The organism is Aurantibacter sp. (assembly GCF_039941195.1).
In the GTDB taxonomy this organism is placed as follows: domain Bacteria; phylum Bacteroidota; class Bacteroidia; order Flavobacteriales; family Flavobacteriaceae; genus Aurantibacter_A.
This window is the reverse complement of sequence record NZ_JBDVFA010000029.1, coordinates 25,150-37,903: the sequence shown is the minus strand read 5'-3', so window position 1 is coordinate 37,903 and position 12,754 is coordinate 25,150. Positions and strand designations below refer to the sequence as shown.

Here is a 12,754-nt window from a genome sequence, read left to right as displayed (position 1 = left end):
ATGGAGCAACAGCAAGGCAAAATCGATATCAAAAAATTTCTGCCTCATAGGCCTCCTATCCTTTTGGTTTCCAATATGCCTTATATAGACAAAGATTCTGTGGTTACAGAATTTAATATATCAGAAGAATGTTTATTTGTAAAAAATGGATGCTTTTCAGAAACGGGAATTATTGAAAATGCTGCTCAAACATCTTCAGCAATTGTTGGACAAAGCTATTACGATACAGACGACTACGAAGGTGTTAGCAATAATTTAATAGGCTATATAAGTGCCATAAAAAAAGCCACTATACATCAATTACCAAAAGTAGGTGACAAACTTGTAAGCAAAGCAAAACTTGTTTCAAGATATGATAGTGATGATTTAAGCATCTGTACTATTAATTGCTCTTCTTTTAGAAATGACGATTTAATCGTAGATTGTACTTTAAACTTTTTGATTCACGAAGTCAAATGAAAAAAGAAGAAGTACCACAAGACGAAAGTAATTTAGCCTCGGCTAACATAAAAGATATGGTGTACGCCGTAGATGAAAATGGTGAATACACTACTGAACTCAGCACTGGATGGACTCCAAAAACCATTGCTCTCGACAATGCTATTCAAATAATCGAAGAACGAATTAACGACGCTAAAAAACGGGTTCTTGACAATAAAACTAGCCCAATAGAATATTATATGGAAGTCCATAAAATGGATTTGCAAATATTAGCCAGCTACGTAGGTTTTTGGAAATGGAGAGTAAAAAGACATTTTAAGCCCTCCGTTTTTAATAAACTTTCCAATAAAAAACTTCAGAAATATGCAGATGTTTTTGAAATCACTATTGACCAACTAAAAAATATAGATGCCTGAAAATCTGAAAATTGATTTCACACATAAACAAGCTGCACATTGCGAAAATGGCGTAGTATCTAATTTAATGCGACATAATGGTTTCGAAATTAGCGAACCCATGGTCTTCGGTATTGGATCAGGATTATTATTCAGTTATCTACCATTTATAAAAGTAAATTTCGCTCCTGTTTTCACCTATCGGGTTATGCCAGGACTTATCTTCAACCGCTTTGCAAAACGTGTTGGAATGAAAATAAAAAGGGAAAAATTCTCGAACCCAAAAACTGCTAAAGAACGATTAGATAACAACTTAAAAAACAACAACCCAGTAGGAGTGCAAGTTGGTGTGTATCAACTTACTTATTTTCCAGAGGAATATCGATTTCACTTTAATGCCCACAATATGGTAGTTTACGGCAAAGAAAATGACAACTACCTAATTAGCGATCCTGTTATGGCAGATGTAACTACCTTAACAGCAAAAGAACTTGAAAAAGTTCGCTTTGCAAAAGGTGCCTTTGCTCCAAAAGGTCACATTTATTATCCCACAAAATTTCCAGAAAAATTAGAACTTGAAACCGCAATAGTTAAAGGTATAAAACAAACGTGTAGAGATATGACTGCCCCAGTACCCCTAGTTGGTGTTAAGGCAATTAAATGGGTAGCCAAGAATATTCGAAAATGGCCAAAAAAAATAGGGCCTAAAAAAGCAAATCATTACTTAGGCCAAATTGTGCGTATGCAGGAAGAAATTGGCACAGGAGGTGGTGGATTTCGCTATATTTATGGAGCTTTTTTACAAGAAGCCTCTAAAGTTTTAGAAAATCCAGCTCTTTTTGAGCTCTCAAAAGAAATGACACTTATTGGAGATCAATGGCGTGACTTCGCTGTTGATGCATCACGAATATATAAAAATAGAAGTGGACAAGAAGACGGTTATAATAAAATTGCGGATCAACTTGAAGCTATAGCTAATAAAGAAGAAGCATTCTACAAAAAATTAAAGAAAGCCGTTTAATAGGTTTTTGATAATTGATAGCACAAAAGGCAATGATTCAAATCAACAACCTTTCTAAAAAATACAAAGATACTGATTTCTATTCGGTTAAAAAGTTGAATCTCAATATTAATGAAGGCGAAATTTTTGGATTACTAGGCCCAAATGGAGCTGGCAAGACTACATTAATATCCATGCTGAGCTCGCTATTAAAACCAACATCGGGCTCTTTTTCAATTAACAAGCTTACCTATTCAGAAAACCAAAAAGAATTAAAACAACTAATTGGTACTGTTCCACAAGAATATGCATTATATCCGACATTAACGGCTTTAGAAAATTTAATGTATTTCGGGAGTATGTATGGTGTTAAAAAGCCATTGTTAAAAGAAGAAATTTATACACATCTTGAAATACTTGGCTTATCAAAATTCTCGCATCAGAAAATAAAAACTTTTTCAGGCGGAATGAAAAGACGCATCAATCTTATTGCAGGTATCTTACACAAACCTAAAGTGTTGTTCTTAGACGAACCTACTGTCGGTGTAGACGTGCAATCTAGAAATGCAATTATTAAACATCTCGAAAAATTAAATAAAAACGGGACTACCATAATATACACTTCGCATCATTTGAATGAAGCGGAAGAATTTTGTACACGTGTTGCCATTATAGATCATGGAAGTATTGTAGTTAAAGGTGAACCGAAAGAATTGATTAATGATCAGCAAGGAGCGAAACATCTAGAAGATGTATTTCTATCCTTAACTGGTAAAGCACTTCGAGATTATGCCTAAACTTTTAGCAAGTGCATATAAAGAATTATTATTGCTAACCCGTGATATCGGTGGTTTGGCAGTACTATTTTTAATGCCTTTACTATTAGTCATTGTTATTACAACTGTACAAGACGGCTCCTTTAAAACAATTAAGCAGAATAAAATTGACATTCTTTTAGTAGATAAAGATAAGGGTGAAGTCTCTCAAACCATTCATGACAATTTGAGAACATCGGACATGTTTAACATTATTGAACAATCAAACGAAAATGAAGCTCAAAAATTAATTCAAAATGGAAAATATCAATTAGCAATTATTTTACCCGAAAACCTTTCTAACGATCTAAACCTAAAAATTGCTGAAAATGTAGATGGTATTTTGGCAAAATTTGGAGTTGATGAAAGTGAAGATTTACCCGGAACAATACAAATAGAACCCAAAGAAGTTAAATTGTTTTTTGACCCTGCTACACAATTTTCTTTTAGAAACGCCATTAAAAGTGGCATCAATCAAATGGTTTCAAAAATTGAAACTAAATCAATATATAAAGCTTTTCAAGAAGAAATCTCAGAGGATTCCAATGAAGAAATTTTTGACACTGAAAGTTTTATAATCTTTAAAGAGATAATACCGAATTCTGGCAAGGAGGCGATGATACCAAATTCTACGCAACACAATATACCCGCATGGTCGTTGTTCGCAATATTTTTTATTATTCTTCCACTATCAATCAACATGGTAAAAGAAAAAAACCAAGGAACATTTGTTCGTCTACGTACTCATCCAGTTTCTTATGCTACCGTTTTAGGTGGTAAGGCAATAGTTTTTCTCTTAGTTTCATTAATTCAATTTGCATTAATGTTAGTAGTTGGTATTTTCTTATTTCCATTAATTGACTTACCGCAACTTAATATATCCGGACGCTTACCATTACTGTTTGTAGTAGCCCTGTTTGCTGGATTAGCTGCTGTTGGTTTAGGATTACTTTTAGGAACTATTGCAAAAAGCCAAGAACAATCAGCACCTTTTGGAGCAACATTCGTTGTTATATTAGCTGCCATTGGTGGCGTATGGGTACCCGTATTTGCAATGCCTCAATTAATGCAAACACTTTCAAATCTATCACCCATGAATTGGGGACTGAATGCCTTTTATGATGTATTTTTGAGAAATGTAGGATTTATCGAAATTTTACCTGAAATAGGCCTATTAACCCTATTCTTTATCGCAACTACATTTATCGCTATTATTTATTACAAGAGAAAGAATGCCGTCTAAAGTGAGAAAAGAAATTAGTTTTATTAGTGATGTTCGTGTTCGTTTTACAGAATGTGACCCATTGGGCATTGTATGGCATGGAAACTATATTCAATATTTTGAAGATGGAAGAGAAGCTTTTGGTCGACACCATGGCATCTCATACCTGGATCAGAAAGCACATAATTTTAGCACTCCAATTGTGAAATCTTCTTGTGAACACAAATTACCCTTGCGTTATGGAGATGTTGCCAAAATTAAAACTACATACATTGATTCTGCTGCAGCTAAAATGATTTTTAAATATGAGATTATGAATCCAGAAGAACAAATAGTTTGTACTGGTGAAACGGTGCAGGTTTTTGTGGAATTAGACGGAGATTTATCATTGATTATTCCTGACTTTTTTATGGAATGGAAACAAAAAGTTGGCTTGGTTGATGCGTGAAGTATACTTATCATATAACACCATTATATCGTCTTATGGTTTCGATAGCCACTCTGCTATAACACAGATTAGTCAAGAGATTTCAAGTCTAAAATTGATTGATGATCCAAACATACTTCCACACCCTTTTTATTCCTCACAAATAAATAGAAAGACATTAAACAAAAAGTTTCAAAAATTAAACCCAAAAGAGGCATATACTCCGCTTGAAAAAATCCTAATTACTTCACTTGCAAATACTATTAGCAATTCAAAGATTGAGCTAAATAACCGTGTAGGTCTTATAATTTCAACAACCAAAGGTAATATTGATGTTCTCGAAGCGAATAGTGAATTCAAAGATGATAGAGCTTACTTAGCTACATTGGGGAAAAAAATAGTGAAATTTTTCGATTTTAAAAACGAAGCTGTTATTCTCTCCAATGCCTGTGTTTCTGGAGTGTTAGCTACTGCTATGGCCAAAAGTTTTATAAACCAAGGAACCTATGACCATGTATTTATTGCTGCTGGTGATTTGGTAACCGAATTTATTTTAACCGGTTTTCAATCGTTTCAAGCTTTAAGCACAGCACCCTGTCGCCCTTATTGTAAAACAAGATCTGGTATTAATATTGGAGAAATAGGTGCAAGCATTTTGGTTACTAGCGACAAAACAAAACTTAATAAAGAAGCTGTTAAAATAATTGGTGAAGCCTCCTGTAACGACGCAAATCATATCTCGGGTCCATCTAGAACTGGAGAAGGTTTATACAGAAGTATCAACGCTGCTTTAAATCAAGCCAACATAGCGGCATCAAAAATTGATTACATCTCAGCTCATGGCACCGCCACTATTTTTAATGATGAAATGGAAGCTATTGCATTTAATCGTGCTGGATTACAAAACACGCCATTAAATAGTTTAAAGGGATATTTTGGTCACACATTAGGTGCATCAGGATTATTGGAAACCATTATAGGCATGCATTCTTTACACCAAAACACTTTATTCTGCTCACTAGGTTTTCAGGAGTTAGGAGTGTCAAAACCACTAAATATTATTACGAAAACCATGTCGCAAAAACTAAACACTTTTTTAAAAACAGCTTCTGGTTTTGGCGGCTGCAATACTGCGGTGATTTTTGAAAAAGTTAATCCATAAGGGCTTTATAAACTTGTAATTATTGAATTCATTAAATTTGCGACCTTAGTTCGGTATAACCTAAACATCATATGTCAAAAAAAACCATCAGGGCGGTAGATGCCTTGCAAGAAGCACAAAAGATAGCATTCGCCCCATTTGTTTTCCAAACTTCGGTTACACTTAAAAATTTAGGAGTTTTCGATTATATTTTCGAAGCTAAACGCCCGGTATCTCAAATTGAAATTTGTAAAGCTTTACCCATCAGCGAATACGGACTAGGTGTGCTTTTAGAAATAGCTGAGAGTTCAGACATCGTAACCAAAAATGAAGAAAACAAGTACGAACTATCAAAAATTGGTTACTTCTTAAATTACCACAAAATGACTGAAGTTAATCTCAACTTCACACAAGATGTTTGCTATCAAGGACTTTTTCATCTAGAAGACACCATTACTTCAGGCAAACCTAAGGGGCTAAAAGAACTAGGTGATTGGAACACTATTTATGAAGGTCTTTCGCAATTGCCACCACATGTACAGAAATCTTGGTTTGACTTTGACCACTTCTATTCCGATGAAGTCTTTGTTGATGCTCTAAATATTATTTTTAAAAGCAATCCTCAAACCATTTTTGATATTGGTGGTAATACGGGAAAATTTGCCATACAATGTTGCGAGTTTAATTCGGATATTCAAGTAAAAATCTATGATCTTCCGGGTCAATTAAAAAAGGGCTTGGCTAATGCTACTGCTAAAGGTCACGGAAATAGAGTTTCTGGGCAAGAAATTGATTGGCTTTCTGAAAACCCAACCATTCAAGAAGGAGCAGATATAATATGGATGAGCCAATTTTTGGATTGCTTCTCAAAAGACGAAATTCTAAAAATACTGAGCACCAGTGTTAACGCTATGAATGACGAAACCGAATTAATAATTATAGAAACATATACGGATCGTCAGAAATTTGACAATGCTAAATTTATTTTAGAAGCCACTTCATTATACTTTACTGCTTTAGCCAATGGTAATAGTAAAATGTATAAAGCAACTGAGCTTATCGAATTGGCTGATCAAGCAGGCTTATCTATAAAAGAAGATATCAGTTTAGGTGAATACCATACCATGTTTATTTGTAAAAAGAAATAAATCTGAATAAAAACCTACACATACAAGCCTATTGTCATATCCGAAATAGTGAAATACTATTAAACGGTAAATCTATTTTCAATACGGAATCAGAAAATTTTAAGGAATTTATAAAAGCCGCCTACAAATTTTTAGAAATTGACCATTCTAAATTTTTTAAGATGGACAACCTAAGCAAATTGTCATTCATAGGCGCTGAAGTCTTATTAAAAAAAGAATCTGAAAAAGATATTGCATTAATTCTATCAAACCGAGCTTCCAGTATAGACACCGATAGAAAACATCAAAATGCCATTGAAAATGGCTTTGCGAGTCCCGCTGTATTTGTATACACTTTACCAAACATTTGCTTAGGTGAAATAAGTATTCGTCATCAATTATTTTCGGAAAATGCATTTTTCGTTTTTGACAAATTCAATCCAAACTTGTTATTTGACTATAGCGAAAACCTCATTAAAGAAAAAAAAGCTCAAAAAGCACTTTGTGGTTGGGTAGACTTTGATAATGGAAAATATGATGCATTCTTGTACATTGTTGCCAATAGCGGTACTTTTGTGCATTCGATTAGCGAAATAACTAGATTATATTAGACCCAATGAGCGCATTGAAATTAGAATTGAAAGAAAAAATAATAGAGCAATTAAACCTTGAAGACCTTTCTGTAGCAGAAATTTCAGATACCGAACCACTTTTTGGTGAAGGTTTAGGGCTTGACTCTATTGACGCTTTAGAACTTATCGTAATGCTTGATAAAGATTACGGAATTAAATTAGCAGACCCTAAGGAAGGTCGTAAGATTTTCGAATCGATAGACACAATGGCTGCCTATATTGAAGCGAACAAAAGCTAATCGCCAGCCCCATAATTCAAATAAACCGTATTAAAAATATCTCCACAATTAAATTGGGATATTTGTATTTTTACATTGAACTCGTTTCATTTACTTCAAACAGACAATGAGTCAAGGAGTCGCCATCACGGGAATTGGTATAATTTCAGCTATTGGAAACAATGTAGCTGAAAATTATGCATCCCTGATTTCAGGCAAAATAGGTATCTCAAAAATTTCCCAGATTAACACTGTTCATAAGAACGACATTATGGTGGGTGAAATAGCTACTCAAAATGACGAGCTCGAGAAAATATTAAATCTTGATTCTAATGCGTATTCGCGCACACCAATGATAGGTATTATAGCAGCTCAAGAAGCAGTTGCCAATGCTGGAATATCCGATATTAATGCTTGTGCGACAGGATTAATTTCTGGAACTACAGTTGGTGGCATGGATAAAACAGAACAGTATTTCTACGACTATTTTGAGAATGATTCTCATTGGAATCATATTACCGGACTTAGTGCAGGTGATTCCACAAAAAAGATAGCTGAATATCTAAACATAGAAGAGAGTTTCGTAACCACCATTAGCACCGCATGTTCTTCTGCCGCCAATGCTATTATGCTTGGAGCAAGAATGATTAAATCTGGTCAATTAGATCGAGTGATTGTTGGAGGCACGGATGCAATGTCTAAATTTACCATCAATGGGTTTAAAACTTTAATGATTCAATCTGACACCTATAATGCACCTTTCGACAACGACAGAAAAGGCTTAAACCTTGGTGAAGCAGCTGGTTATTTAGTTTTAGAATCCGATAAAATAATAGCACGAGACAACAAAAAAGTTCTTGCGTATGTAAAAGGATATGGTAATGCAAACGATGCCTACCACCAAACTGCATCTTCTGAGCATGGCGATGGCGCCGTCTTAGCTATGGAAAAAGCTTTGAAAGTAGCTGGACTTCCACCTGAGTCCATCGACTATATTAATGCTCATGGCACTGCTACTCCCAATAATGACCTCTCTGAAGGCAGGGCATTATTGCGTATTTTTGGAAAGGCGGTACCAGAATTTAGCTCTACGAAAGCATTTACAGGTCATACATTAGCTGCAGCTGGTGGAATTGAAGCTGTATTCTCTGTACTTGCATTACAAAACAATATTATCTATCCGAATTTGAATTTCCAAACCCCGATGAAAGAATTCGAATTGCAGCCCGAATTAAAACTTAAACAAAAAGAATTGAATACAGTGCTTTCTAATTCTTTTGGATTTGGCGGAAATTGCTCGACCTTAATATTTTCAAAAGAAGCATGAAAAAATCGGTCTACATCAATAGTGTTGGTTCTGTTTCTCCTCAAAACACACTTGACAATTCAACTTTCTTTGAAGACATTGTCAATTATGAAGCTACAATACTAACCGTTATAGCACCAAATTACAAAGATTTTATTCCACCTGCCGCCGCACGAAGAATGGCGAAAGGCATAAAAATGAGTACAGTAAGCGCAAAAACTGCACTGAATGAAGCTCAAATTAAAGAAAGTGAGGTAGATGCTATTATTGTAGGCACTGGACTAGGCTGTATTGGAGATTCAGAAAAATTTATAAAAGATATTATTGACAACGATGAGCAGTACTTGACCCCTACTCGATTTATCCAATCTTCTCACAATACTGTTGCTGGCCAAATAGCATTAGGCATGGGTTGCAAGGGGCATAATTTCACTTATGTTCATTCCACAATTTCATTTGAATCTTCCTTATTAGATGCAAAAATGCAACTGGAAGAAAATGAAGCACAACATATTTTAGTTGGTGGTGTAGACGAGTTAGTTGACCATCACGAAAACACACATCGATTAATTGGCCATATTAAAAAAACTCCAATAAATTCCAACTCCTTATTAAATTCAAATACTTCAGGAGCTGTTTTTGCGGAAGGCGCGAACTTTTTTCTGTTATCTAATAAAAAAACCAATTCTGTTTATTCAGAGTTAATAGCACTTAAGACTTTCAATTCAATTTCTAAAGATCGGATTACCACACTTGTTCTTGAATTTATAACAGAAAATAATTTAGAAGTTGAAGACATTGATTTACTAATAATGGGTAACAATGGCGATGTAGATTACGATGACTATTATACCTTATTATCGGATAACACATTTAAAAATACGCCGCAAGCCTATTACAAACATTTATCCGGAGAATTCGATACTGCTTCTGCCTTTGGATTTTGGTTAGGAAACAAAATTTTAAAAAACCAAAGACTTCCTAAAGCCGTTCAGTTAAATACAGCACAACCAAAAAAACTCGAAACTATTCTACTCTACAATCAATATAGAGGTGAAAATCAAAGCTTTGTATTATTAAAAAGATGCTAAAAAGAAAATACATCAACTTTTTTGTTATTTCGCTTTTAGTCGCTTTAATTGTATTGAATTTTGTGATTGACATCCCATGGTTTATCTACCCTATTATTCTATTTCTATGGTTATTAATCACCCTTTTTGGTTCATTTTTTATTCGATGGAACTATCATTTAACCTCCTTAAGTGATAAAAAAGACATTATTGAGAATAGGGTTTCACTTACTTTTGATGATGGCCCAAATGCTGAGTTTACCCCGAAAATTTTAGAATTACTAGAACAGTACAATGCAAAAGCAACTTTTTTCTTAATTGGAAAATTTGCAGAAAATCATCCTAATATTGTTCAAGATATTCTAAAAAGTGGTCATAGTATTGGTAACCACACGTATTCGCACACCAATGATTTTGGTTTTTTTCGTACTAATAAAGTTATGTCCGAATTAAATACCACTAAAGCAATTATAGAAAAAATAACAGGTTATAAAATGCTTTTATATCGGCCAGCTTTTGGGGTTACTAATCCTAGTATACAAGAGGCCGTGGCAAATCTAAAGGTAAGTTCTATTGGGTGGTCTGTACGTTCATTAGACACAACCAAAAGAAACGAAGATGCTATCCTAAAACGTATTACCGCAAAAGTTTCAAAAGGTGATATTATTCTGTTGCATGACACTTCAAACAAGACTATAGCCGTGTTGGAACGGTTATTGTTATTTTTGCAAGTAAATAATCTTAAGTCGGTTCCTGTGGAACAACTTTTGAATATCAAAGCTTATGAATAAATGGTTTTTGCGCTTGAACAAAACTTTAAGAAGGCTATTTACATATAGTTTTCTACTATTATTTTTCGCATTCGGAAATATCATAGCTCAAACCAAAATGAGCACTTCTGAATCCATTGCTTTACAAGAAAAAGTTAAATCGTTAGCCGAAACCACGAATACCATATCCGCAAATTTTGTTCAATACAAACATCTCGACTTTCTATCCAACGATATAGAATCGAGCGGTAAATTATCTTTTAAAAGTCCTGACATGGTTAAATGGGCTTATAACAAACCGTTTCAATATTCTGTGTTGTTTAAAAATGATATGCTATATATTAACAACGAAGGTGAGAAAAACAATATAGATATTGGCTCTAACAAGCTATTTAAACAATTGAACAAATTAATAAGTTCGAGTATTACAGGTAATATGTTTACCACCGAAGAATTTAATATCAACTATTATAAAAACGAAAAAGGAAGTGTTGTATATTTTTCTCCAAAAGATGAAAAATTTGCTAAGTATATAAAAGAATTTCATATTAACTTTAATCACAATGCTGAAGTGAGTGCGGTTAAAATGATAGAACCCTCAAATGACTATACACTCATACAATTCTCGAATAGAATTACCAATCAAAATATACCTGATGCGGTTTTTGCTCATTAGTCTATTTTTACTCACAGCTAGCTGTGCTTCGTATCCAAAACAACACAATTTTAAAGAAACTAGCACACATAACTTTCAATTAGAAAACCCCTACTTCTCAAACCCTAGCATAGATTATGTGTATAAATCAGACATTAAGGTGTTTAATAAATCCTTCAGTGGGATTTTCATCGTAAAAAAAATGGCCAACCAACACCACCGAATTGTTTTTACAACCGAAATGGGCAATAAATTATTCGATTTTGAATTTTTAAATAAAAACTTCAAAATCAATCATATTTTACCCGAAATGAACAAAAAACCACTAATAAACACCCTAAAACATGATTTTTTCGCCTTAATTGAACAAAAACCTACACCTGTACAATACTATTCAGATGAAAAATCAACAATGATTAAATCTGAACTTTTAAATAAAGATTTCTATTATATTGCTAAAAACAAACAACTCTATAAAATTGCTCGGACTAACAAAGGAAAAGAAAAAGTTACATTTTTATATTCAGGAATTAGTGATAACATTGCAAGCCAGATTAATATTCAACATTCGAATATTAACCTCAACATACATTTGAAAAAATTATGAACGTACTTATTGAAAATTTATACGAAGTAAAATCATTTGAAAACGACAACAATACTGTTATCGCTACGGTTTCCTTAAATAAAGACCATGAAGTTTTTGAAGGCCATTTTCCAGATAAATCAGTAATGCCAGGAGTTTGTATGATTCAAATGATTAAAGAACTGACTGAAAGAGCGACGGATAAAAATTTATTTTTATCAAGTTGTTCTAACATAAAGTTTATGGCTATTATAGACCCTGAAGAGAACAAACTATTAAATTTAAACATCTCCTACACCGAAATTGATGGTGTAATTAAAATTAAAAATACAGTATCTTTTGATGATACTCTGGCACTAAAATTGAATGCTACGTTTAAAATAGTGTAGATTAAATGAAACTACTCGCTCTCTTCTTTTGTATTTTATCATTGCCACTTTTTCCACCAAGTTTGGAAGAATTACGCAAAACATTCCCTCTTGCTAATGATAATGTGGAAATAACAGACAAAATGCACGAGTCACTATCCACTATAACCACAAAAGATAAGGCAATACTTATTGCTTATAAAGGAGCATTTTCAACATTAAAATCTAAACACAGTAAACAAATAAAGGACAAAAAAACGTATTTCAAAGATGGAGTTGCATTGATCGAACTAGCAATAGAAAGAGATGCTAACAACATTGAAATAAGGTGTCTGCGCTTAGGAGTACAAGAAAATACGCCAAAATTTTTAAAATACAAATCTGATATTCCAGCTGATAAGCAGTATATATTGGACCACTTTAAGTCTGAAAATTCACAAGAAATTAAAAATTTTATTAAGGGCTACATCCAACAATCGAAGACCTTTAACGAAGCGGAAAAGCAATTGTTTTAGGCAAGTGAATATGTATCTTTGCCTAATATTTCAGGGTAAGATTGAAACAACCAATAACTTTAGATA

At 33.6% G+C, this 12,754-nt stretch carries 17 protein-coding genes; all 17 read left to right on the top strand.

Annotated features, from left to right (window positions below):
- The 17 genes from ABJF52_RS05575 (at window position 1) to ABJF52_RS05495 (ending at window position 12,688) form a co-directional block, all read left to right on the top strand.
- A complete protein-coding gene (locus ABJF52_RS05575) occupies window positions 1-459 on the top strand; it encodes an ABC transporter permease (protein WP_348147500.1) in 459 nt (152 codons plus the stop codon).
- A complete protein-coding gene (locus ABJF52_RS05570) occupies window positions 456-857 on the top strand; it encodes a hypothetical protein (protein ID WP_348147497.1) in 402 nt (133 codons plus the stop codon). The genes ABJF52_RS05575 and ABJF52_RS05570 overlap by 4 nt, the downstream gene beginning before the upstream one ends.
- A gap of 4 nt (window positions 858-861) precedes the next feature.
- Window positions 862-1,857 carry a BtrH N-terminal domain-containing protein gene (locus ABJF52_RS05565; RefSeq protein ID WP_348147590.1) on the top strand — a complete coding sequence of 332 codons (996 nt, stop codon included), beginning with the start codon at window positions 862-864 and terminating at the stop codon, window positions 1,855-1,857.
- A gap of 32 nt (window positions 1,858-1,889) precedes the next feature.
- Window positions 1,890-2,633 carry an ABC transporter ATP-binding protein gene (locus ABJF52_RS05560; protein WP_348147494.1) on the top strand — a complete coding sequence of 248 codons (744 nt, stop codon included), beginning with the start codon at window positions 1,890-1,892 and terminating at the stop codon, window positions 2,631-2,633.
- Entirely contained in the window at window positions 2,626-3,894 is a 1,269-nt protein-coding gene (locus ABJF52_RS05555; protein ID WP_348147491.1) for an ABC transporter permease, read from the top strand. Before ABJF52_RS05560 ends, ABJF52_RS05555 begins: the two co-directional genes overlap by 8 nt.
- Window positions 3,884-4,321, top strand: coding sequence for a thioesterase family protein (locus ABJF52_RS05550; RefSeq protein WP_348147488.1), 438 nt, complete (start codon window positions 3,884-3,886; stop codon window positions 4,319-4,321). The genes ABJF52_RS05555 and ABJF52_RS05550 overlap by 11 nt, the downstream gene beginning before the upstream one ends.
- A complete protein-coding gene (locus tag ABJF52_RS05545; RefSeq protein ID WP_348147485.1) occupies window positions 4,314-5,462 on the top strand; it encodes a beta-ketoacyl synthase N-terminal-like domain-containing protein in 1,149 nt (382 codons plus the stop codon). Before ABJF52_RS05550 ends, ABJF52_RS05545 begins: the two co-directional genes overlap by 8 nt.
- Window positions 5,463-5,533: 71 nt before the next feature.
- Window positions 5,534-6,589, top strand: a complete 1,056-nt coding sequence (locus ABJF52_RS05540; RefSeq protein ID WP_348147482.1) for a methyltransferase — start codon at window positions 5,534-5,536, stop codon at window positions 6,587-6,589.
- A gap of 161 nt (window positions 6,590-6,750) precedes the next feature.
- Window positions 6,751-7,179 carry a hypothetical protein gene (locus ABJF52_RS05535; protein WP_348147479.1) on the top strand — a complete coding sequence of 143 codons (429 nt, stop codon included), beginning with the start codon at window positions 6,751-6,753 and terminating at the stop codon, window positions 7,177-7,179.
- Between the two features lie 5 nt (window positions 7,180-7,184).
- Window positions 7,185-7,439: a phosphopantetheine-binding protein gene (locus tag ABJF52_RS05530; RefSeq protein WP_348147476.1), complete on the top strand. Its 255-nt coding sequence runs from the start codon at window positions 7,185-7,187 to the stop codon at window positions 7,437-7,439.
- A 106-nt stretch (window positions 7,440-7,545) separates the two neighbouring features.
- On the top strand, window positions 7,546-8,745 hold the full coding sequence (locus ABJF52_RS05525) for a beta-ketoacyl-[acyl-carrier-protein] synthase family protein (RefSeq protein ID WP_348147473.1): 1,200 nt from the start codon (window positions 7,546-7,548) through the stop codon (window positions 8,743-8,745).
- Window positions 8,742-9,815: a beta-ketoacyl synthase N-terminal-like domain-containing protein gene (locus ABJF52_RS05520; RefSeq protein ID WP_348147470.1), complete on the top strand. Its 1,074-nt coding sequence runs from the start codon at window positions 8,742-8,744 to the stop codon at window positions 9,813-9,815. The genes ABJF52_RS05525 and ABJF52_RS05520 overlap by 4 nt, the downstream gene beginning before the upstream one ends.
- Window positions 9,809-10,585, top strand: coding sequence for a polysaccharide deacetylase family protein (locus ABJF52_RS05515; protein ID WP_348147467.1), 777 nt, complete (start codon window positions 9,809-9,811; stop codon window positions 10,583-10,585). Before ABJF52_RS05520 ends, ABJF52_RS05515 begins: the two co-directional genes overlap by 7 nt.
- A gap of 97 nt (window positions 10,586-10,682) precedes the next feature.
- Window positions 10,683-11,240 carry an outer membrane lipoprotein carrier protein LolA gene (locus ABJF52_RS05510; protein WP_348147464.1) on the top strand — a complete coding sequence of 186 codons (558 nt, stop codon included), beginning with the start codon at window positions 10,683-10,685 and terminating at the stop codon, window positions 11,238-11,240.
- Window positions 11,241-11,421: 181 nt separating this feature from the next.
- Window positions 11,422-11,826, top strand: coding sequence for a hypothetical protein (locus ABJF52_RS05505; protein WP_348147461.1), 405 nt, complete (start codon window positions 11,422-11,424; stop codon window positions 11,824-11,826).
- Window positions 11,823-12,194: a 3-hydroxyacyl-ACP dehydratase gene (locus ABJF52_RS05500; protein WP_348147458.1), complete on the top strand. Its 372-nt coding sequence runs from the start codon at window positions 11,823-11,825 to the stop codon at window positions 12,192-12,194. Before ABJF52_RS05505 ends, ABJF52_RS05500 begins: the two co-directional genes overlap by 4 nt.
- Before the next feature lie 5 nt (window positions 12,195-12,199).
- Window positions 12,200-12,688: a hypothetical protein gene (locus ABJF52_RS05495; RefSeq protein ID WP_348147456.1), complete on the top strand. Its 489-nt coding sequence runs from the start codon at window positions 12,200-12,202 to the stop codon at window positions 12,686-12,688.
- Window positions 12,689-12,754: the final 66 nt, after the last annotated feature.